We start from the raw sequence: 21,454 nt of genomic DNA on the forward strand, positions 1-21,454 counted from the left end.
AAAGGACAGTACATACTATTTTAGTATCTACTGTCCTTTTTAGATTTTGTATAAATTAATAGTTACTTATTATTTATTACTTTTTATTTGCTATTTACGAGTCACTGTATATAAGTCTTCCATGTCTGGAATATCGTAAATAACCCATGTGCCATCACCTAAGTGACGCATTAAAACTCGGATATCTTTTGTCATATTTTTTTTATTATTTTGGATTGTTACTGTTACGGTAGCTGTATCTCCATCGTCTTCAGATTTAATGTTTTTAACCTCTACATCATGCTCTTTGAAGAGGCGACCATCTACAAGACGATCGACCATGGACATATTGTCATCACTTTGAGCCGTATTATTAGTGTCTGTTGTAGTTGGCTGAGATTTAAAGCTATCTGGATCTTCAATATATTTTCGTATCACATCTTCAATTAAAGATGGACCAAATGTTTTAGCTGCTGCAATAGTAGCTTTGCCAAATGGATTGGATGTATCTATATATTTATTGCCTTCCCGTTCTAATATATTTTTTACAATAGATTTCGTATCTATATGACGTAAGGCTTCATCGGCATCTTTATCTTGTACGGCTTGATGGATAATTTTTAGCGTATAAGCTGGTGTGTGGGGAATGTACCACATGAAATACCACGCTGCTGCTAAGGCACCAACAATAGCAATAATTAAGATGGTTATAAGTGATTTTGATTTCATTGTATTGCTCCAAAGTATTTTATATTACATTCTTATTATTTATATAATATATATTTATTTTATCATAGTCAAAGACCCTTCACTATAATTATTAATTAGTGATACTTAAAATAATAGAACTTTCAAATATATGCACTAATAAACTATAAAGAATATATATGCTGTAAAGTGGATAAGATATATTATTGCTTTAGCTGGCTAAAGGATATATAATAAAAGTATCTTTCATGAAATTTTCATATAAAAGAGGGGTAGATTATGGTTAGTAAAAGGGTTATTATCAAATCTTTAGTATGCACGGCATTGACTTTTAGCTTTGCTACATGTGCTTTTGCTGCAGATAAGGATAATGGGGAAACAGTTCAATCAAGCTGGATGGATCGTACGGATATAGGTATTGGTTTCAAAGGGACTCAGGAAGATTCTTATCATGACTATGCAATGCCTAATAAACAAATGACCGATAATAATCTAAGCTATGATTCACGATTCCATTACCGGAATCATAACTCTAAGCAGAAAATGAACTCAAAGTATTTTATAGAAACATTACAACCCATAAAACAATATGGTAAAGATGGAAAATCCGTGGTGTTTGTACAAGGTCGCTTAGATGGTAATGGTGGCGAAAAAGTTTCCACTACTACATATTGGAATGGGTCGGACGCAGATCTTGGAAGAATTGACGGTCAAGGAAGTTATATTGATAAAGGTGAAGTAGTAGAACATGATACTCTTGGTGTTGTCGGTACTACTGGTATTGGCTATCGTCGTCTTAGTACACATGAGCATGCCTACGTCGGTGCCAATGTATTCTATGACTATGCTTTTAAGGATAAATTTTCTCGTGTTAGTGCAGGATTAGAATATGTAGCTGGTCTAAATACGATTAGTGTCAATGTATACCATGGACTATCAGAAAAAAAGGTGGGACCTTATGACATTAACACACCTTTGCGTCAAGTACCACGGGCAATAATTTTCCATGATAGCTTTAGTACACCACCTGATGGTATTCGTAGAACACCCCGATATTCTTATGAACATGTATTGGATGGCTTTGATATACGGTATACACGTGATTATAAGAATGCTCGTTGGCTATCTAGTTATGTGGAAGGATATCATTGGAAAACAAAAGCACCAGGAGAACAGCCAACAGAGATGTTCTATATTGACCAACATAAGTGGCAGTCTATACATGGGCTAAAGGTAGGCGCTAAAATGAATGTGACGCCTCATATCTCTGTAGACTTAGGAATTGGTAAAAGTAATATTAGCTCTGTGGAACCTTATGTATCTGTTATGTATACTTTAGGTAAGTCTAGATATGCGTACTTTGGTGGTAAACATAGTGAAAATATGATGACTTCGGCACGTTCTAAGATGTTTGATAAGGTTAAACGCAGTGATATGAAGGTTGAGTATTACTGGGAACAAGACTTGCGTGACGGTCCTTGGGATCATTTATAATTAGTATCATATCTGTAGAAATACTATATAATAATTAATTTAGTATAGTTATATTTGAATTGGCACCTAAAGTTCCCTTGTAGAATTTTAGGTGCCAATTTTATTATTATCCTTAAGCTGGTTCGTGACAAAGTCACAAATCAGAAAAGCATCCGTTTTATAGGTGATGGTGATTTTAATTTCTATGATTATAGGCATAATTTGAAGTATATTCAAGCATACTGAAAATAAATGGCTAATATTTGCGATTTTTAGTAGATAGTTCTAAATTTCACATATTTTAGAAAAATTCATCAAAAAATTAGAAAAAAGTACTTGCAATAGTAGGTTACCTCATGTTAATATATACGAGTAGTCAACGAGAGTTGATACGCGGCCCCGTGGTGTAGCGGTTAACATGTCGCCCTGTCACGGCGAAGATCGTCAGTTCAAATCTGATCGGGGTCGCCATTTTTTTTTACAAAAAAACGTGCCTCGGTAGCTCAGTTGGTAGAGCAACGGACTGAAAATCCGTGTGTCGACAGTTCGATTCTGTCCTGAGGCACCATTTGTATTCCATGCGGTTGTGGTGGAATGGCAGACACGCCATCTTGAGGGGGTGGTGAGCGTACGCTCGTGAGGGTTCAAGTCCCTCCAACCGCACCAAAATATAAGGACCTACAGTTTGCTGTAGGTCCTTTTTACTATGACTTTAAAAGTTGTAGGTATATATAGGAGAGAGAAATGAATAAAAAATATTTTGTATTGATGCTGCTTTCACTAGCATTATCTAGTCAGTTTAGTTTAGCGGCAACAGTGGACGGAGTAAACCCCAATACCAGTGCTGAACTGAAAAATAATGCAAAGTCAAATCAGCCTGTACAAACTAAAGCTCCTGTGAAATTAGATTTTATTGAGATTATTCCTGGTGCTTTTAAAGCTGTTATAAGGGATAAATCTATAAATCCAAAAAAGCTTTCAATTGAAGATGAAATTACATTAGAACGGAAGGAGAAGGAGCACGCTTCTCAGCGATTAAAAATATCAGAAAAAACTGATTTTGGTAGTGAATACAAAACGTTTGATCCACTTTATAATGATAAGGATGAACAAGCACTAAAAGAAATTAAAAACTATAATACTGAATCAACACGTAATCAAGGTTATTTTATTGGTGGTCGAGAAAAACCTTTACGCATCGTGAGCCCATATATGAAAAAGAATGGTCAAGGAGAGATTAAGCTAACAAATCCCATTAATACTAAAGATTATAGGACGCGTGCTGATCGGGATAAAGCAAATGAAAAGGCAATTCGAGAGTATTTAGATCAAAATAAAGGGCATGATTTATTTACCGTTCGCTCTAAACAGGAAATAAAAGAGTCACTAGAGAGCCTTTTGAAACCTATAGAATTAATTGAGTATCCTATCAATAATCCCAAAGATTATAAAATGATGCCTATGATTCCTGGTTTCCCAAAGAAAATACCTGGTTTTGCAAAAAATATTCATATGCATAGTAATCCAAGTTTTTTTCAAGGCAGGGCTTACGTACAACTTACATTTGGAGGTACACCGGAACAATTAAAGCCATATATTGATGAAGCACGTTCTAACTCTAAAGTGGTTATTTTAAAATCTGATTTATCCCATGTGTATGTTAAACAATTTATTGATTCGAAGATGGACTATGCAGATTCCCTATCTGCATTAATCCCAAGGTCGATACTGACTGTAAAGAATACAACTGTGCCGATGGGTAAATTTATACAAGAGCGACAAGACCATCCAATTGATAAATTTGTAGATGAAATATATGAGTTAGAAAATCAAGTGCTAGCAGAATTTAATAAGGTACAGATTGCAGATGAAGACAAAAGTGCAAAGTATAAGAGATATTTTGAAACTCGTAAACGAATAGAAGATGCGCGAGATGCATTAAAGCCTAAACAAGATTATGAAAATAAGCGTGCCAAAGATAAAGTGTATCCAACTTATACTGAAAAAGAAAATCGAAAGCTTCAGCAACAATATTTGCATAGATTGTCATATAATGAAGATTCAGTAGAAATACCTGATAATTATGTATTATATGTATTTGATTTTGGTGGCAGTTGGAATCATCCCTATTCTTTAGGTGCTGCAGTCAGTCCAGATAGTAACTATATCATTTATTTCTGCCAACAAGGTTGATTGTAAAAATAAAAGGTAGCAACAATATATGTTGCTACCTTTTTACTATATCCATATTGGCAGAATTTCATATTATATGTACAATCATAGTAATTAATAATTTAAATTGTTTTGAGAATGAGAGTGTTTTATGAAATTTAACTATGGTGATACATTGCGTATCCGAAATGAGTTATATACGATCCTAGGCAAAATTCGTTACATTGATACTCATAGGAAAATTTGGTATAAGTATAAGTTGGTTAAACATAAGAATAATGCTGAGTTTTGGATCAGTTGGAATGAAAAACATGATGTATATCAGTTTACAAAGTTATGTGGCAAAGTAATACCATCTGATATGAACGTAGTTCATCGAAGTTATCAGATGGCAATAGGTACAAGAGGGGATATAGATATGGATATAGATATTGGTGCTTTCTCTCGTTATGAAGAGTATGAAGATGATAATGGCACTCATATACTTACTATTGAAAAACGGACTCATACGACAGAGTATTCCAAAGGTGTTTATGTTGATAAAAAATATGTGTTGCTTGAAAGCAATGCAGAGATAACTAAGGCTATTCTAGATAAAATGGATACTGTTAAGAAGGTGAGATTCATAGGGCCAATTATTTGGTTTTTGGCAAATTTCTTTAAGAATAAATAAAAGGTAGCAACAATATATGTTGCTACCTTTTGGTTTGCTCTAGAATTTAGTTGTTAGCTGTTTGCTTCAGCTGGTTGTAATTGTTCAAGTTCTGCTTCTTTAGCATCTAATTCTTTTGCGCCAAAGTGTGCAAGTACACAGAATGTAACACAAAGAACACATGCTACCAACAAGAGATAGAAACCTGCATTCCAACCAAATTTATCTGCTAACACACCGAATAGTGTTGTACCAAGGTTGGCACCGACGATGTAACTCATGAAGCCGCGAAGACCAACGGCAGAGCCTACAGCGAATGGAGGTACAATATCCATAGTTTGTACAGATGCTAAGAATTGAGGAATGTAGATTAAGCAACCTACGACAGCAGCAAAGAATGTAACCCATAATAGGGATTCACTTTGCCAATAGCCAAAGATACAGAAGAAGATAATACTTACTGCAATGATTGCTGGTGGCATACGATAACCTTTAAAGAATTTATCGGAAATATAACCTGCAAAAATTGTAGAAGGAATGGCTGCCCATTCGAAGAATAAGAATGCGATGGACATTTCTGCTTTAGAGAAGCCTTTTACTTGTAATAAGTAAATAGGCAACCATGTAAGCATACCGAAACGAATCATGTAAACGAATGTATCAACTAGAGACACATACCAAGCATTTTTATTTTTTAATACATATTGTACAAAAATTTGTCTTGTGCTTAGGTGAGGTGCTTCTGCACTTCTATGTGCTTTATGAGCTGTATCGGCAATGATTTCACTAGTTGGTGGTAAGCCTTCTCGTTCTGGACTTTCTTTAATCAAGAAGCCAATAATAACAGCTACTACAATCGCAATAATTGCAGGAATACCGTAGCTGCCTAATTGCCAGTGATCAGTAGTGGTGAAGTATAACGCAGCAGCTACGATTGGTGCTACGATACCGCCACCAAGATTATGGGAGATATTCCAAATTGCCCCAAAGCGACCACGTTCTTGTTTTGGATACCATTTAGCGAGTGTGATGAAGGATGGGCCTACACCAAAGCCTTGGAAAAAACCATTAAGAACTACTAATACTAAGAAGAAAGCGAGGCTGTCGGCAAAGCTCATAAAAATATTGATTATTGCACAGCAAATAAGACCGAAAGCCATAAATTTTGCAGGGCTAGCTTTGTCAGCAAGACTACTCATGAAGCCTTTACTTAGACCGTAGGCGATAAGCATACCACTAGATAGCAAACCGATTTCCGTTTTGCTCATGTGTAAGATATCTGATAAAAAATGAGTTGATAAGGCAAAGTTGTTACGAACGATATAGTACGCAGCGTAACCAATAAATATACCGGCTAGAGATTGAAATCTATATTTGTAATATAAATTCATAATCATATTCTGTGGAACCGATGGTTTTGCCTCTTTTGGTTGTAGAAATGAAAACATAGTTATTACCTTTCTTTCATAATAACCAAATTCTAGTGCACTGCTAATAATACCATTTATAGACGATTTATGTAAATGATTAATGGTAGTAAATTAAGCGTTGATGTCATAAAATTTATTAATATTACAATTTATATAAATCTTTTGCAAGTATTTATTGGCAAATAAAGAAGATAAAATTTTTATAAAATATTGACAAAGTTATTTTATAATTGTATATTAAAGGTGACATACTGGCGTGTCGTTAAAGGGATTTAGAGAGAGTTAGCCAGACTGACATACGATATAGTTCGAGAGTAACTATATACATAAAAAGGCATGCCGCTGAGAGACGAGAGAAGGGTGGTGTGCCTTTTTTGTATGCCTAATTTGCGTAATTAAATCTATAGTATTATGTATCCATAAATCATTTTTATTCTCTAATTTTTTAAATATAAAATTTTATTAAAATGCAGCTGTTTGTGAGTTTAAGGAATAGACTAAAACCTCCTTATGTAATACAATGTATTACATAAGGAGGTGCTTTATATGGCAAATATTTCAGTCCGTTTAAATGAACAAGAAGAAGAGTTATTTAAAACATATGCCGAGTTTATGGATGAAACACTTTCTACTCTCTTTAAGAAGGCTTTACTAGAAAAGATTGAAGATGAATTTGATCTTAAGGTAGGTCAAAAAGCATTAGCAGAATATAAGCAAGATCCTGTTACTTATTCTGTGGCGGAAATGCGTGCAAAATATGGCTTATAAACTTGAGTTCTCTAAACGATTTGACAAGCAATTTTCTAAACTCGATAAATCAACACAACGTTATCTCTTTAATTGGCTTATCAAGAACGTAGATAATGTAGAAAATCCTAGATATTCAGGAAAATCACTAATAGGTAGTAAGACAGGGCTGTGGCGTTATCGCATTGGTAATTATAGAGTCATTGCTGATATTAATGATGATAGATGTATTATTTTAGCCTTAGAAGTGGGGCACAGAAAAGATATTTACAAATAGAGGATATACTATGAAATACTTACGTCGTGAACTTAATCAAGTAGAAAAAGAATACTTAAAACAATTTGGACAAGACTCTCTCAATCGTGTTGTTCTTCACGATCCAGATACAAAGGATAAACAAGAAGTACAAGATACGATTGATATTCTAAAAGACGCTATAGCTAAGAACAAACCTCTAGAACAAGTTCCAGAGGATATGTGGCGCCTTATTGAGTTTTAAATTACCTGAGTAGCTATATAACATGTACAGCAACTCTTTTATATGGTTTATTTAATGGAGATATGAATGAAGTTAAAAGGACTTATACTTGTTGTGACCGCATTGGCTGCTAATATAGGAATAACAAATGCTGAGCAGGTATCTACTCCATCTGTAGGAACACCTTTGGGCACAAAGACTACTCAAGTTGATAGAGCCCAATCTTTAGAGGTTATGCCTTATGTGGAAAGTAAAGTAACGGGTGAAACAGAATTATCTTATGCCGTTATGTATCTTGCTAAAAAAACATATAACGAACAAATATTACAGCAGCGAGATGAAGAATCGCGTATGCATGCACATATTGAGGAACATAATAGAAAAATAAGAAGTACGCCACAACGAGACTTAATTAAAAATCCTTATACTCGAGAAGAAATTGAAAAACAAATTGTAGATGCTATTAATTTTAGAGAAAGCATTAAGTATCCTGTTAATGATAAGGAATATTACAATCATATAGATGTAGATAAAGTGAATGATTTATCCGGTTTTCCAAAGAAAATACCTTCTTTTGCCAAGAAGGTTGATATTCATTTAAAGCCGCCTAAGGCGATTGAAGATGGTCGGTACATTCAAGTTTCTTTCACAGGAAAACCATCAGAGCTAAAGCCTTATATTCAAGATGCAGAAAATCATGCTAAGGTTGTTATTACTAAGGGTGAGGCTGAACGTGTTTCTATTAAACCGTATGAAGATGTTAAGATGAAGTATAGAAAATATCTGTCTACTATATTGCCAGAAGAATGGATTGAAGTAACTAATACATTCAATAATATGTATCAATATAAGATGGCGCTAAGTAATGAGAATATTAAGCGAAAGGTGGATCGTGAGCTCTCTAACCAAATGAACAATCAAATGGATTTGGACTTAGAGCAAGATACTAGTCAATTAAGTTCTGATAAAGTGTTGTCCAATGATGAAAATAAGGCTTTACAGAAAAAATATTTAGGTTACTATTCGTATAAGGAAGTAAAGCAACCATTTAACGCAGATTATACATTCTATATCTTTAAATTTGATTATTTATATAATATGTTTACTGTTGCAGGTATGGCCGTTAATCCAGAGCAGACTAGAGTCATTTATTTTATTAATACAGCACAATAAAAATAAAAGGCACATTGTTTTATGCGCAGACCATCTATATATGTATTATTTAAGATGGTAGTTAAAACAATGTGCCTTTATAATGTACTTTTTGTTATAGGTTGTAGAGTTCAGGTTTGCGATCTCTAAAGATGTTAATTTTGTTACGGATATCTTCGACTACAGCGAGGTCGATATCTACGGAAGCAATACCTTCGTTAGTGTCCATTTCGAGTAGGTTTGTACCCCATGGATCATATACCGCGGAGTGCCCTGTACTTTGAACACGGCCTACTGTGCCGCAGCCGTTTACGGCACAGACGAAGAGTTGGTTTTCAATAGACCGCACTTCATTGAGTACTTGCCAGTGTCGTAGACGCATAGTAGGCCATTGAGCAGGCACAAATAATAATTCTGTGCCAGGCAATGCAGCCATTCTTACAAGCTCAGGGAAGCGGATGTCGTAACAGATAACAGTGCTACAAGGAATCCCATCGAGTTCAAAATGAGTTGTATGAGTACCACTAGCAAAGTATTTGTCTTCTTTAGCGGGGCTAAAGCCGTGCATTTTGGAATATTCACCTACGAGAGTACCTTCACGGTTGTATGCATAAGATGTATTGAATACTAGATCATCTTTTGACACAGCTACAGATCCGCCCACAATATTTACATTATGTTCTTTAGTGAATGCACTTAATAGGGCTTTGGTGCGGTCCCCATTATTATCGGCAATATTGATTAAATCTGTGGATGGATAAAAACCAGTGTTCCAGGTTTCAGGTAATACAATAATATCAGGATTTTCTGTAAGTGATTGAGTGAGTAACTCTTGAACGCGATTGTAGTTATATTCTACGTCGTTTACGTGAACGTCCATTTGTAAGAGGGCTAAGCGTTTTTTCATGGCAAATCCTTTATCGATTAAAAGCGTATAATTTTAGTGATTTGTATTATAATTAGAATATTAAAGCATTCCATTCTAGATTACAACTTAAAGTATTCCATTCTAGATTACAACATAAATTATCGTTAAAGGTGTTTTAGAGTATATATCTCTTTAGGTTATAAATCATCTGTTTTAGCTATACGTATATGGGGGAAGTTTTTACTATTCTTCATAGAAATGTTATAATATTCTGTATATAATTGTGTTCTAATAGAGGAGGACCTATGAAACGGATTCCATTGGTAACACTATTAGTTGTCGCATTGACAATGGTTTTAGCAGGATGTGGACTGCTTTCACAAAAAACAGAGCCTACTAGTTCAGCGCCACCAGTAAAAGAAGTTAAGATGGTACATCCATCGGGCATTCCTGTCCTTATGTATCATAAAATTGGCGACGATAAAGATAATGATGCGGTTATTCGTGAGGATTTATTCAGAGAACAAATGAAGTTCCTCAAGGATAATGGCTATAATCCATTGACGATGGACCAATTGTATGAATACGTTGTAAATGGTGCTGCAGTGCCAGAGAAACCAGTTGTATTAACCTTTGATGACGGATATGCTGATACGTATTCTATCGTATATCCACTTATGAAAGAATATGGTTTTGCAGCTACTGTATTTATCAATCCTGGCGATGTAGGCACTCGGTTAACTTGGGATCAAATTCGTGAAATGCATAAGAATGGTATCACCATTTCTAATCACGGGTTCCAACATATCGAAATGGGCCAATTGTCTGAAGCTAAGCAAATAGAAAATATTACGAAGGCTCAAGAAGCTCTTGCAAAAGAAGTAGGCATTAAGGATAATCCTTGGTTCTGCTACCCTTATGGAGATAAAAATGAATTCACCGATGCTGCCACTAAAAAAGCGGGCATTAAAATGAGTATGGCCATGAAATCTGGCTGGGCTCATACAGGTGATAATCCATATAACATTTTGCGTGTTTGGGTTGGTAATGCTGTTGATATCAAACATTTTGAAGAACGCATTAGCACCGAGCATTTCACTGATTTATAAGGAGAAATACATTGTTCAAAAAGAATTGGGTAAAGTTCATCATCATGGTGTTCCTATTTACCGTTGTAACCTCACCATTCGTGGTGCTCTTTGGACCGTTTAATAATGTAAAGCGCGCCGTTATTGGTGCCATATTGCAATCTCGCCATCCTCATTACATTACATGGCTATTCAGTGAAGATGAATTGCAATCTATTTTGGGCACTGTTGGTGTTGTTAAAAGCCAAGATTTGTTCAAGTTTAATGCTCGTGAAGATAAGAGTTTAAACCTTGAAAAAATTCAGTCTGCTCGTTATGTAGGCTATATTCTTGAAATTCCAGATCCTCGTCGTATTGAAGTCGGTACAGCTGCTAATATTCAAGAAAAAGGCGATACTACAAGTAATATTGCGAAGATGAATAATGCGGTAGCTGCTATCAATGGCGGTGGTTTCCACGATCCTAATGGTACTGGTACAGGCCGTTTGCCATATGGCTTTATCTTGCATGATGGTGAATATGTCATCGGTAAAGATGTAGGACCTGAGGAAGCGGTAGACTTTGTAGGCTTCTCTAAATCTGGTAACCTTATTGCAGGTAACTATGACAAAACACAACTTGGTGATATGAAAGCCATGGAAGGTATTACCTTTGGCCCACCTCTTATCGTAGATGGTAAGAAGATGATTACTGAAGGCGATGGCGGCTGGGGCGTAGGTCCACGTACTGCTATCGGTCAAAAGAAAGATGGTACAGTACTATTCCTCGTAATTGATGGTCGTCAACCAGGTTATTCTCTTGGCGCTACATTACGTGACGTACAAGATATTCTCTATGAAAAAGGTTGCTATATTGCAGCGAATTTAGATGGTGGTTCTAGTTCTACGCTATACCTCAATGGTAAAGTAGTAAACAAACCAGCCGATTTGTTAGGGGAACGCATGATCCCAACGGCGTTTATCGTGAAATAGGAGGACACATGAAACCTTTTACGCGTGTACTGAGCGCCTTTGCGGTAGGTATTCTTCTGCAAGGTGGGGTGTACCTATACCTTGATCAATATATGTTTGCACCGACTACGGATTTTAATGTGGCTGGTGCTTCAAAGGATGATACTAAGAACTTTCCTGATGTAAAGGAAGGAACTAAATATGTATCTTATGACCGTCAGTTCATGGCGGTTGTTACTGAAAGCTCTTTAAAAATTTATAAGGCTAATGAAAGCAAGCCTACAACGATTGATTTGAAGGGCCGTTCTATTAGTTACTTTAGTTGGATGCCTGACCGTAACTATGCTATCATGGGTCTATATGACTCTAGAGAGGTTGTTATGGCTCGTCTCAATGCGGATGATCCTGAACATGAAGTAGATACTAAACTTGAAGATTTGCCTCGTAACAGTAAAATCGTAGATGCTGCGTATTCTGAAGCGACAAACGTTGTTTATATGAAGGTAAAGGTTCAAGAACACGCATATCGCATTTATCGTACTGATGCTAACTATGATACGCGTCGCGTTTATATGCAAGCTACAGATATTGGTCATATTGGCGTATTCTATGATGAAGATAGATTCTTCTATGATAATGCCAAGACTGGGGATATCTTCATGTTTAATGGTATTGAAGGTGGTTGGCGTGTTATCAACCCACCAGGACGATTCCGCTTAATCGGTGTTGATATGGATAAAACTATCTATATTGCTCGTGTTGATGAGGATAACAATGCCTTAACTGTTTACACTGGTAAACTCGGTGTAGGCTTCAAACCAGTTTATAAATACAATCATCCAACAACATTCAATGAATTAACATTGTCTGATGTAAAAACTATCATTAAGGATGGTAGTGACGAAACTACGAAGGTAACAGAAGATGATACATCTTCTAAATCTTCTAGTGATAGCAAAAAGAAATCTTAAGAAAAAGCCTTTATAATGATTCATTATAAAGGCTTTATTCCTATACTAGTTTGTACTAAAAGGATATATATGAATATATTATTTGTACGACTCAGCTACATAGGCGATATACTACATGCTACACCTGCAGCACGCTGGATTAAAGAACACTATTCAGAGGCAAAGCTCCATTGGATTGTAACACCTAGTATGGTAGAACTTTTAAAGAACAATCCCTATGTAGATGAAATCATTCCATGGGAACGGGATGAATACGAAGCACATTCTAAAAAACTACATATTCCAACGATGTGGCGCATGTGGTGGGAGCTTAGAGATAAGTTGAAACCATATAAATTTGATGTGGCTGTGGATGTACAAGGGCGACTCATAACAGGGCTCGTTTTATTAGCATCAGGTGCACCTATTCGCCTTGGCCTTGGTGGTACAAAAGAACTAAATTGGCTGTTTACAAACTACAAAGCAAAGCCAAGTACGGATCATGTTATTAAGCGATATATAGAGGTAGCAGAATTACTGAATACTGCTGTTACAGAGCATAGTGACCTAAATGTATCCAGTGCTGTTTCTGAGGATAATGTAAAACCTTGTATAGCAAATGGGGTAACTGGTAAAAAGCTATACCACATGGACTTTTTTGTGCCACCTAATTTGCATGTTTGGGCAGAAGAACAGTGGAAATCAATTAGTTATGACACATTTTTGGAGCGTAGCGAAGTAGAAAAGCCACTACGTGTAGGTCTTGTGTTAGGCACGTCCTGGGCGACGAAAGAGTGGCCTCAAGAGAAATGGTATTCTCTTATTAAATCCCTTCAGTATGGAGCTAATTTTGTTTGTTTAGGTGGTCCAAAGGAGGTTACTCAATACAAACCATTAATGGATTCCTTAACAGCTGATGGCCTTGATAAAATTATGCTAAATATGCTGGGGAAAACTACACTTCAAGAGGTAGGGGCTTTAATTGAAAGTTGCGATGTAGTAGTGACTGCTGATACAGGATCATTACATATTGCATTGGCTTTAAATAAACCAGTAGTAGCATTATTTGGCCCTACGGATCCTAAACTGTGGGGTCCATTAACGGGAAACTTTAAGGTTCTTGTTAATGATGAGTTAGATTGCTTAGGTTGTCGTAAACGACGCTGTCCTAAGCCTGATCAATATTGTATGTCTGGTATTGACTCCGTAAGAGTGAAAAAGGCGATTTTCGAATTGATAGGAGATAAACATGGCAAAGTTTAAAATTCAAAAAGGTTTATCCGATGCGGATATGATGAAAAACTTTAAAGATACTGAAAATTTTGAAGATACTATGCTAGATATGGAACGTTCTGCAAAGAAACCTGTAGTACATCAAAGTCCAAAACAAAAGGAAGATGCATTTTATCGTGAATTCCTTACAGAGAAGGTAGAAACATTAATTGGTAAAATGTTGCTCGACATTAAGATGGAATACTTTAAAGAAGGGGAAGGAGACTTCTCTATCCAAGTCAAAAGAGATGGTAAAAATATTGTTCTTGAAACAGCACCTAAAAAGGTAAAACCTGAAAAATAATATGATAAAGAGCATTTAGTAAAAGAATCTACCTATAAAAGGTAGGTTCTTTTGTATATTTATAAAATGTAGAAATACGGGGGTTATTATCAATAAAATTGATAAGGTTATAAGTGTACCGATGATTGTCGAATTACTAGATTTATAAATACCGATATACTTTGAAAGCTGATAAATAATAACTAAAAATTATTACGAAATAAATTTTTGTTTCTCATTAAAAAGAGCAATTAATAAGAAGAAGATTTGATTAAAAATACACGTTAAACTCTAGCTTTTTAGCACTTTATTGTGAGTTCCATCACGAAAAAATCATAAAAGAACACATGAAATCATGAGTAAATTGCATAATGTGGTTGTTGACAAAGAATTCTATAAGTAGTCTAATATAAGTATGTCTTAACGATTTGTAGAGTATTTGCCTGTGTGAGCAAGTTCTACAAAAATCGTAAAAAAATAGGTATGAGATAGTTGTGTGGTGGATGTATAAAATTACATACACAAAACTATTTCGATTTGGAGGATTAACATGGCTAAAAAATTAAGAATCTGCGAAACCGTTCTTCGTGACGGTCATCAATCTATTTTGGCAACACGCATGCGTTATGAACAAATGGAACCAGTGCTTGGCCTTTTAGATGAAATTGGTTATGAAGCTCTTGAATGTTGGGGCGGCGCTACTTATGATAGCTGTCTTCGTTTCTTGAATGAAGATCCATGGGAACGCCTTCGCAAATTAAAAGCTAATGTAAAAAATACACCACTACAAATGTTACTTCGTGGCCAAAACTTGTTGGGCTACAAACATTACTCTGATGATGTAGTGGAAGCATTCTGTAAAGCTGCTGTAAAAAATGGTATTGACCGTATCCGTATTTTCGACGCATTGAACGACCCTCGTAACATGGAAGCTGCTATTAAATATTCCAAAAAAGCAGGCGCACACGTTCAATCCGCAATGGTATACACTATTTCTCCAGTTCATACAACTGAAAGCTTCTTGAAAGTAGCTGAAACATTGGTAGAAATGGGTACTGATTCCCTTTGTATCAAAGATATGTCCGGTTTGTTAGGACCTGCTGATGCATATGATTTGGTTTCCACATTCAAAAAACGTTTTGGTGAATTGCCAATCGACTTGCACAGCCATTTCACTTGCGGTCTTGCAAGCACTACATACTGGGAAGCTGCTAAAGCTGGCGTAGATATCATCGATACTGCTATCTCTCCATTCGCTCATGCAACTAGCCAACCAGCTACTGAAACTATGATCGAAATGTTCAAAGGTACTGAATGGGATCTTGGTCTTGACCTTGATAAATACATTCCATTAGTTGACCACTTCCGTAAAGTAAAACAACAAATCGCTGAAGAATTCAACTTGAAACCAGCTAGCGATGTAATCCCAGCTGTTCGTCGTTACCAAATTCCTGGCGGTATGTTGTCCAATACTCAAAACCAATTGAACGAAATGGGTATGGGCGATCGCTTCTTCGACGTTATGGATGAAATGCCACGCGTTCGTGAAGACTTGGGTTACCCTCCATTGGTAACTCCAACATCCCAAATCGTTGGTACAATGGCTATGATGAACGTTATGATGGGCGACCGTTACAAAATGGTTCCTAACGAAGTTAAAGACCTTGTACGCGGTAAATATGGTGCGTTGCCTGGTAAAATTTCTGACGAAATTCGTCACACTATCATTGGTGATGAAGAACCTATCACTTGCCGTCCAGCAGATCTTATCGAACCTGAATTGGATGGTTACCGTCAAGATTTGGCTTCCAAAGGCTATAATGGTATCACTGACGAAGACGTATTGACTTACGCTATGTTCCCAGAAGTTGCTATTAACTTCTTCGATGCAAATCGTCGTTAATCTAAAAAGTAAAAGAGGATTCCTTAGGAATCCTCTTTTTTTGCTTAAAAAGTATTCATCAGCTCTTGTTTTGATGTCCTAAAAACTACCCATGCTATATAGAAATTAATTACCCGGATACGTGTAGATTGTATTTAAAATTTAAAAACACTAGATAATAAAAGACATATAGAACACACGTAATAACGGCTAATTATAAACTGATAATGAATAAGAAATGAAAGCTACATTATTTTTTTGATTAATATACTTGCTTTAAGTATTAAAAATAGCGTAAACTATAAGAAGTATCTAATATTTATGATATTGAGGTAACCCTGTGAATTTACAAATACGGATTTGGATATCCAATGTTGTGCTCTTTGTAGTGCCTATTTTGATAGCAATTATCTTATTTTTGCTATACTTTACAGGTCTGCGCATATTGGCTAATGCCGGTTACTATTTGCGTATTGAGCAGGAACAACAGTTTAAAAGTGTCAGTCGAATCACTGAAACAATTACCTTTTATGGTTTAGAAAACAACTTAATAGATAGCTTAGTAAAGCCTAGCTATAGTCTACTTGATCCAAAGGAAGTATATGTAGAGGTACTAGATCAAGGTAATATGGTGTACAGCTATGGTAATCCTCAAATCTATAGCGCTTCTGCTATTGTTGGTCTTATTGATGTAAACCCTGAATTACAAGGTATTGTATATCAGTCCAATAATACGTTTGTCTATGAAATGCGGAAATACGATGGGCGTCATGCTTACGTATATCATATTGCTATAAAGCGCGCTACTCATGGTAGTGATAGCTTAATGGAATCAGTTTCCTTCTATATTATTGTAGTGGCTATATTACTCTTTATTGTTACATTCTTTGCTATTAACCGATTTGTTACACGCTTTATCATGATTCATGTTAAGAATATGACAAAATCCTTAGAAATGGCCAATCGTCAGATTGAAATGGAACAGGAGCAACAAAAAGAGTTACTAGCAGGGATTTCCCATGATATTCGAACGCCGTTAACAGCGATTAAAGCATATGCAGAAGGTGTTCGCGATGGTATAGCACCAACAGAAGAGCAACAAAAACGCTACATGGGAATCATTTTGAAACGTGCTAATGATTTAGATTCGATGTTAGAGGAGTTATTCCTCATTACAACTTTGAATTATAAAAAAGAGTCGCGTCCATCTGAACGAATTGAACTCGGTCAATATGTACGTGATTTTGTAGAAGATCATTTGGCTCCTTATCAAACAAGAGGTCTAGAAATTAAATTTCGTATAGCAACGGAAAATGCTTTCATTAATGCAAACCCACAATTGTTACAGCGAGTTTTACAAAATGTGTTGAACAATAGTGCTAAGTATAAAATGGCCGATGTTGGTCATTGTGTTATTGATGTAACTAGTGATGATGATTTTGTATACTGTGTTATCAGTGATGATGGCCCAGGGGTACCACCAGAATCTCTAGAACGTCTAATGCGTCCATTCTATCGTGTAGATTCATCTCGTACGAATCCACAAGAAGGTAGTGGTCTTGGATTATCGATTATTCGTCGAATTATGGAAATCTTTGAAGGCCGAGTTGTGATTGAAAATGTAAGACCACATGGTCTACGTATTATATTAGAATTTCCTAAACAAGGAGAAGAATCATGAGTGAACATATCTTAATTATTGAAGACGATTTGGATATCGCCAATATTGAGCGTGATTATTTGATGGTGGCAGGTTATGATGTAACTATTATGACTAATGGTACTGAGGGTATTGAGGCTGCCTTAAATACTCCTGTAGACCTTATCATCCTTGATGTTATGTTGCCAGAAATGGATGGTTTTGAAGTTTGCCGCCAAATTCGTGACAAGGTTCGTGTACCAATTGTTATGGTAACAGCCCGACTTGATGATATCGATAAAATCCGTGGTCTCGGTGTAGGTGCTGATGACTATATTGAAAAACCATTCTCTCCATCTGTATTGATTGCAAAAATCAAAGCTATGTTAGCACAATATAAGCGTTTAACAGAGCGTGATGCTATGGAAACCAATGCGATTCAATCTGGAGAAATCCGTCTTGATCCTAAGATGATGAAAGTTTGGGTAAACGAAAAAGAAGTTCACCTTAAAAAGAAAGAATTCCAGTTATTAGAATTCTTGATGCGCAATCGTGATATTGTATTTAGTAAAGAAGAATTATATTCTCGCGTTTGGGGGCTAGATTCCTATGGTGATTATGCAACAGTAGCTGTACATATCAACCGTTTACGTGAAGAAATTGAAGATAATCCATCCGATAGTAAGCACATCATTACTGTATGGGGCGTTGGTTATAAATTTGTTTGATAACTGAAATCACTTTCATATAACGCTCACGTTTTTGGTGGCTGTTGATAAAATATGAGTTTATAGGAAGTTATTATATAGATATAATCAAAGATTTAAAAATTGTTTATATACTTCCTTTGATAGTTTAGATATTCCATGTATACTTATCTAAGTAAGGCTGACTTTTGATTCTAGATAAGAAACAACTAAACTTCTCTCTCTTAATAAGTTCTCTCTCAACTTATCTAGATCACATATACTCTCTCTCAACAGTCCTTACACTCTCAAACTATATGCATAAAGGGCATTCCTAGCGACGGCTAGTGAATGCCCTTTATGTTTTATATGGTACATTTTTATATAGATATATTTATATGTAATTTCTCTATAGTTGAATCGTCTTGAAATTAGCTTTGCTTTTAACATATTACAAGATACATATTATTTATAGAAATTATATTTTTATAATAGATGTAATAAATTGTTATCTTGCAATGTAAAGTCTTGCGTACTATAATAGGTTCATCAAAAATTGATTTTATAAAATTGATTTTGGTGAAAGTAGCTATATACTGCTACATACTGCTATATTACATTGTTGTTACAGTGTGTATTCGATTGCGATTGGCAGTTTATATGATAAGAAATATAACAATAAGAAATCATTAAAAGATGATATAAGGAGATATGCATGAATTTTTCAAAATATAAGAAATCAATTATTGCTTGTGTGCTAGCCCTCGGTATTGGCGTAGGTGGAGGATACTATTTCTTTGGTAATCCTGTTACACATCAAACAACTGTGAAGGAGCAAACTAAACAAACTAAACCTATTACAGATACACGTAATACATACGTAGTTCAAGCGGCAAAAGAATCTGGTCCGGCTGTAGTGGGGATTACTACACAAGTTTTCCAAAAGGATATTTTTAACCGTACCATCTATGCTGGGGAAGGTGTAGGCTCTGGTGTATTGATTGATAATGATGGACATATCGTAACAAATAATCACGTTGTAGCTGGTGCTAAAAATGGAGAGGTTACAGTTTCCTTGTCCAATGGATCTACCGTCACAGGTACAGTTATCGGTACAGATGCCCAAACAGACTTAGCTGTTGTTAAAATCGATCCACCAAAGGATATTCAACCTATAAAAATTGGTGACTCTGATTCCTTGCAAGTAGGGGAACCGGCTATCGCCATTGGTAATCCTTTAGGCCTAGAGTTTAAAGGCTCTGTTACATCTGGTGTAATCAGTGCCTTAGCACGTACTATTGATGATCAAGGGCAACGCTTCCCGTTGATTCAAACAGATGCAGCTATTAATCCAGGTAACTCTGGTGGTGCTCTCATCAATGCGGATGGAGAGTTAATTGGTATTAATAGCTCTAAGATTTCTAAAGAAGGTGTGGAAGGTATGGGATTTGCCATTCCTATTAATTCCGCTATGACCGTTGTAGACTCTATTATTAAAAATGGTAAGGTTGTACGTCCTTATATTGGTGTATGGGCTGTAGATCGTCAAACAGCAGCACGTAACAATGTAAGCTATGAAGGTGAAGGTCTTCTTATTGTCCAACTTGATGCGAATGGTCCTGCTGCAAAGGCTGGTTTAGTAGAAGGCGATACAATTGCTCAAATTGATGGCAAGAATATTAGTACATTGTTAGAATTAAAAGAGCAAATTGACGCTAAGAGCCCTGGTGATACAGTTTTGGTATCTTATACTCACAATGGCAAAATGAAGAGTACACAGCTTAAATTAGGCCAAGCAACTTCAAAATAAATAGCTGATGTTAGAGTAAATAGATTATTTTAAAATCAATGAAAAATCCTCATCCGTTGGATGGGGATTTTTATGTTGTAGCCGAAGTATGTGTGATACATATAGGGTGACATTAGTAAAATTAGAAAAAATTAAGATAGTTTTTGTTTTATAAAAGCAGATATTATCAGTGTTTATAGGTCGTTAAAAGCGTGGATTTATATTTTGCAAAATATATTTTTAACAAGGTACCTTGCATTACGATGTACCTTGTGTTATTATGTATTTGTCAGTACATGATAGTGACCGTAAGAGAGCTTTCACATTGGCAGGTAGGCACAACCTAAAGGGAGGAACTATGCAAGTTCAATTAAAAAAAGGTGTTATGGATATGCTTGTGCTAGCACTATTAACACAAAGTGATCGCTATGGATATGAAATCGTAAGCACCATTTCCGAATATATTGAAATTTCGGAAGGAACGATATATCCATTATTTAATAGATTAAAGAAAGAAAAGTATGTTGAGACCTATTTGAAGGAGTCCTCTACAGGACCATCTCGAAAATATTATCACATCACGGCAGATGGCCGTAAAGCATACAATCAGATGCGCCAAGAATGGGATGAATTTTCTGGTGTCATCAATATCCTGTTGAAAGGAGTCGACTATAATGGACAAAAATAGCTTTTTAGAAGCACTGCGCAATATATTTAAGCAGGCACGCGTTGCAGATGTAGAAAGTATTATAGAGGTTTATGAAGAGCACTTTGCCGTAGGTTATGAAAAAGGCCTTACAGATGGTGAAATTATTAAATCTTTGGGGACCCCAGAGGAGATTTATGCATCCTATGTGGATGCTGGCATTATTACAGATACATTAGGCCAAGATGGTGGTAACAGTAAATCTGTTAATATGCAAGAAATTTATGCTCGCTTTGATGACTACAAAGAGCGTTTATTGCCGCAGTTGCCAGGTATGGCTAAAAAAGCATCTAAAACATTGTTATCTATTGGAAGTGGTTTGTCATATATTGTAGGGGTTCTTATATTTATTATTACGCCGGCAATCCTGTATTTATTAGGTAGCTCTTGGCAACCATTCGAGAATGTAACGGCATTTCCTGTATTATCATTGGTAACTTTAGTTGCACTTGGTGGTGTAGGTCTCTTTGGGGGCCTTACATGTATCTTTATTGGTATTGAACTTCGTGGTGTACGCGAACGTTATTTCAGCAATGTAGATTAAGGAGG

21 protein-coding genes and 3 tRNA genes are annotated in these 21,454 nt (G+C 35.8%); 21 read left to right on the top strand and 3 right to left on the bottom strand.

What is annotated here, in order from left to right; genetic code table 11:
- Positions 1-90: 90 nt before the first annotated feature.
- A complete protein-coding gene (locus tag VEIT17_RS01850) occupies positions 91-708 on the bottom strand; it encodes a DUF2939 domain-containing protein (RefSeq protein ID WP_178884491.1) in 618 nt (205 codons plus the stop codon).
- A 258-nt stretch (positions 709-966) separates the two neighbouring features.
- Between VEIT17_RS01850 and VEIT17_RS01855 the strand changes: the two genes are divergently transcribed.
- The 6 genes from VEIT17_RS01855 (at position 967) to VEIT17_RS01880 (ending at position 5,005) form a co-directional block, all read left to right on the top strand.
- Positions 967-2,181, top strand: coding sequence for an inverse autotransporter beta domain-containing protein (locus VEIT17_RS01855; RefSeq protein ID WP_178884493.1), 1,215 nt, complete (start codon positions 967-969; stop codon positions 2,179-2,181).
- Between the two features lie 374 nt (positions 2,182-2,555).
- Positions 2,556-2,631 (top strand) — tRNA-Asp (locus VEIT17_RS01860).
- Positions 2,632-2,652: 21 nt separating this feature from the next.
- A tRNA-Phe gene (locus VEIT17_RS01865) sits at positions 2,653-2,728 on the top strand.
- A 12-nt stretch (positions 2,729-2,740) separates the two neighbouring features.
- Positions 2,741-2,826, top strand: a tRNA-Leu gene (locus VEIT17_RS01870).
- Positions 2,827-2,904: 78 nt separating this feature from the next.
- Positions 2,905-4,353, top strand: coding sequence for a hypothetical protein (locus VEIT17_RS01875; RefSeq protein WP_178884495.1), 1,449 nt, complete (start codon positions 2,905-2,907; stop codon positions 4,351-4,353).
- Positions 4,354-4,483: 130 nt separating this feature from the next.
- Positions 4,484-5,005 carry a DUF4178 domain-containing protein gene (locus VEIT17_RS01880; protein ID WP_178884496.1) on the top strand — a complete coding sequence of 174 codons (522 nt, stop codon included), beginning with the start codon at positions 4,484-4,486 and terminating at the stop codon, positions 5,003-5,005.
- Positions 5,006-5,058: 53 nt separating this feature from the next.
- On the opposite strand, the gene pgtP is transcribed toward VEIT17_RS01880, so the two are convergent.
- Positions 5,059-6,432: a phosphoglycerate transporter PgtP gene (gene pgtP / locus VEIT17_RS01885; RefSeq protein ID WP_060924140.1), complete on the bottom strand. Its 1,374-nt coding sequence runs from the start codon at positions 6,430-6,432 to the stop codon at positions 5,059-5,061.
- Between the two features lie 528 nt (positions 6,433-6,960).
- On the opposite strand from pgtP, the gene relB reads away from it, so the two are divergent.
- The 4 genes from relB (at position 6,961) to VEIT17_RS01905 (ending at position 8,813) form a co-directional block, all read left to right on the top strand.
- Positions 6,961-7,182, top strand: a complete 222-nt coding sequence (gene relB, locus VEIT17_RS01890; RefSeq protein WP_005387906.1) for a type II toxin-antitoxin system RelB family antitoxin — start codon at positions 6,961-6,963, stop codon at positions 7,180-7,182.
- Positions 7,172-7,438: a type II toxin-antitoxin system RelE family toxin gene (locus tag VEIT17_RS01895; protein ID WP_178884498.1), complete on the top strand. Its 267-nt coding sequence runs from the start codon at positions 7,172-7,174 to the stop codon at positions 7,436-7,438. The genes relB and VEIT17_RS01895 overlap by 11 nt, the downstream gene beginning before the upstream one ends.
- A 10-nt stretch (positions 7,439-7,448) precedes the next feature.
- The gene (locus tag VEIT17_RS01900; protein WP_178884500.1) at positions 7,449-7,661 is read left to right on the top strand and encodes a hypothetical protein; all 213 of its coding nucleotides are present in this window, start codon (positions 7,449-7,451) and stop codon (positions 7,659-7,661) included.
- A gap of 66 nt (positions 7,662-7,727) precedes the next feature.
- Positions 7,728-8,813, top strand: a complete 1,086-nt coding sequence (locus tag VEIT17_RS01905) for a hypothetical protein (RefSeq protein ID WP_178884501.1) — start codon at positions 7,728-7,730, stop codon at positions 8,811-8,813.
- A gap of 94 nt (positions 8,814-8,907) precedes the next feature.
- On the opposite strand, the gene VEIT17_RS01910 is transcribed toward VEIT17_RS01905, so the two are convergent.
- Entirely contained in the window at positions 8,908-9,699 is a 792-nt protein-coding gene (locus VEIT17_RS01910) for a carbon-nitrogen family hydrolase (RefSeq protein WP_178884503.1), read from the bottom strand.
- Between the two features lie 266 nt (positions 9,700-9,965).
- On the opposite strand from VEIT17_RS01910, the gene VEIT17_RS01915 reads away from it, so the two are divergent.
- The 11 genes from VEIT17_RS01915 (at position 9,966) to VEIT17_RS01965 (ending at position 21,449) form a co-directional block, all read left to right on the top strand.
- A complete protein-coding gene (locus VEIT17_RS01915; protein WP_178884505.1) occupies positions 9,966-10,769 on the top strand; it encodes a polysaccharide deacetylase family protein in 804 nt (267 codons plus the stop codon).
- A gap of 11 nt (positions 10,770-10,780) precedes the next feature.
- Positions 10,781-11,719: a phosphodiester glycosidase family protein gene (locus VEIT17_RS01920; protein ID WP_039969603.1), complete on the top strand. Its 939-nt coding sequence runs from the start codon at positions 10,781-10,783 to the stop codon at positions 11,717-11,719.
- Positions 11,720-11,727: 8 nt separating this feature from the next.
- Entirely contained in the window at positions 11,728-12,669 is a 942-nt protein-coding gene (locus VEIT17_RS01925) for a hypothetical protein (RefSeq protein ID WP_005387918.1), read from the top strand.
- A gap of 69 nt (positions 12,670-12,738) precedes the next feature.
- A complete protein-coding gene (locus tag VEIT17_RS01930) occupies positions 12,739-13,911 on the top strand; it encodes a glycosyltransferase family 9 protein (protein ID WP_178884507.1) in 1,173 nt (390 codons plus the stop codon).
- Positions 13,898-14,224, top strand: coding sequence for a hypothetical protein (locus VEIT17_RS01935; protein WP_178884509.1), 327 nt, complete (start codon positions 13,898-13,900; stop codon positions 14,222-14,224). Before VEIT17_RS01930 ends, VEIT17_RS01935 begins: the two co-directional genes overlap by 14 nt.
- A gap of 529 nt (positions 14,225-14,753) precedes the next feature.
- On the top strand, positions 14,754-16,106 hold the full coding sequence (locus tag VEIT17_RS01940) for a pyruvate carboxylase subunit B (protein WP_156719618.1): 1,353 nt from the start codon (positions 14,754-14,756) through the stop codon (positions 16,104-16,106).
- A gap of 319 nt (positions 16,107-16,425) precedes the next feature.
- Positions 16,426-17,766, top strand: coding sequence for a sensor histidine kinase (locus tag VEIT17_RS01945; protein WP_178884511.1), 1,341 nt, complete (start codon positions 16,426-16,428; stop codon positions 17,764-17,766).
- Complete coding sequence (locus VEIT17_RS01950; protein WP_005387927.1) at positions 17,763-18,452, top strand: response regulator transcription factor; 690 nt, start codon at positions 17,763-17,765, stop codon at positions 18,450-18,452. The genes VEIT17_RS01945 and VEIT17_RS01950 overlap by 4 nt, the downstream gene beginning before the upstream one ends.
- A 673-nt stretch (positions 18,453-19,125) precedes the next feature.
- Positions 19,126-20,220, top strand: a complete 1,095-nt coding sequence (locus VEIT17_RS01955; protein WP_178884513.1) for a S1C family serine protease — start codon at positions 19,126-19,128, stop codon at positions 20,218-20,220.
- 337 nt (positions 20,221-20,557) lie between these two features.
- The gene (locus VEIT17_RS01960) at positions 20,558-20,887 is read left to right on the top strand and encodes a PadR family transcriptional regulator (protein ID WP_178884515.1); all 330 of its coding nucleotides are present in this window, start codon (positions 20,558-20,560) and stop codon (positions 20,885-20,887) included.
- A complete protein-coding gene (locus tag VEIT17_RS01965) occupies positions 20,874-21,449 on the top strand; it encodes a DUF1700 domain-containing protein (RefSeq protein WP_178884517.1) in 576 nt (191 codons plus the stop codon). Before VEIT17_RS01960 ends, VEIT17_RS01965 begins: the two co-directional genes overlap by 14 nt.
- Positions 21,450-21,454: the final 5 nt, after the last annotated feature.

The organism is Veillonella nakazawae, assembly GCF_013393365.1.
Classification (GTDB): Bacteria; Bacillota; Negativicutes; order Veillonellales; family Veillonellaceae; genus Veillonella; species Veillonella nakazawae.

Excerpts from the sequence above, each read along its gene's own strand:
- VEIT17_RS01850 (WP_178884491.1), bottom strand. The coding sequence starts at position 708 with ATGAAATCAAAATCACTTATAACCATCTTAATTATTGCTATTGTTGGT.
- VEIT17_RS01855 (WP_178884493.1), top strand. The coding sequence starts at position 967 with ATGGTTAGTAAAAGGGTTATTATCAAATCTTTAGTATGCACGGCATTG.
- VEIT17_RS01875 (WP_178884495.1), top strand. The coding sequence starts at position 2,905 with ATGAATAAAAAATATTTTGTATTGATGCTGCTTTCACTAGCATTATCT.
- VEIT17_RS01880 (WP_178884496.1), top strand. The coding sequence starts at position 4,484 with ATGAAATTTAACTATGGTGATACATTGCGTATCCGAAATGAGTTATAT.
- pgtP (WP_060924140.1), bottom strand. The coding sequence starts at position 6,432 with ATGTTTTCATTTCTACAACCAAAAGAGGCAAAACCATCGGTTCCACAG.
- relB (WP_005387906.1), top strand. The coding sequence starts at position 6,961 with ATGGCAAATATTTCAGTCCGTTTAAATGAACAAGAAGAAGAGTTATTT.
- VEIT17_RS01895 (WP_178884498.1), top strand. The coding sequence starts at position 7,172 with ATGGCTTATAAACTTGAGTTCTCTAAACGATTTGACAAGCAATTTTCT.
- VEIT17_RS01900 (WP_178884500.1), top strand. The coding sequence starts at position 7,449 with ATGAAATACTTACGTCGTGAACTTAATCAAGTAGAAAAAGAATACTTA.
- VEIT17_RS01905 (WP_178884501.1), top strand. The coding sequence starts at position 7,728 with ATGAAGTTAAAAGGACTTATACTTGTTGTGACCGCATTGGCTGCTAAT.
- VEIT17_RS01910 (WP_178884503.1), bottom strand. The coding sequence starts at position 9,699 with ATGAAAAAACGCTTAGCCCTCTTACAAATGGACGTTCACGTAAACGAC.
- VEIT17_RS01915 (WP_178884505.1), top strand. The coding sequence starts at position 9,966 with ATGAAACGGATTCCATTGGTAACACTATTAGTTGTCGCATTGACAATG.
- VEIT17_RS01925 (WP_005387918.1), top strand. The coding sequence starts at position 11,728 with ATGAAACCTTTTACGCGTGTACTGAGCGCCTTTGCGGTAGGTATTCTT.
- VEIT17_RS01930 (WP_178884507.1), top strand. The coding sequence starts at position 12,739 with ATGAATATATTATTTGTACGACTCAGCTACATAGGCGATATACTACAT.
- VEIT17_RS01935 (WP_178884509.1), top strand. The coding sequence starts at position 13,898 with ATGGCAAAGTTTAAAATTCAAAAAGGTTTATCCGATGCGGATATGATG.
- VEIT17_RS01940 (WP_156719618.1), top strand. The coding sequence starts at position 14,754 with ATGGCTAAAAAATTAAGAATCTGCGAAACCGTTCTTCGTGACGGTCAT.
- VEIT17_RS01950 (WP_005387927.1), top strand. The coding sequence starts at position 17,763 with ATGAGTGAACATATCTTAATTATTGAAGACGATTTGGATATCGCCAAT.
- VEIT17_RS01955 (WP_178884513.1), top strand. The coding sequence starts at position 19,126 with ATGAATTTTTCAAAATATAAGAAATCAATTATTGCTTGTGTGCTAGCC.
- VEIT17_RS01960 (WP_178884515.1), top strand. The coding sequence starts at position 20,558 with ATGCAAGTTCAATTAAAAAAAGGTGTTATGGATATGCTTGTGCTAGCA.
- VEIT17_RS01965 (WP_178884517.1), top strand. The coding sequence starts at position 20,874 with ATGGACAAAAATAGCTTTTTAGAAGCACTGCGCAATATATTTAAGCAG.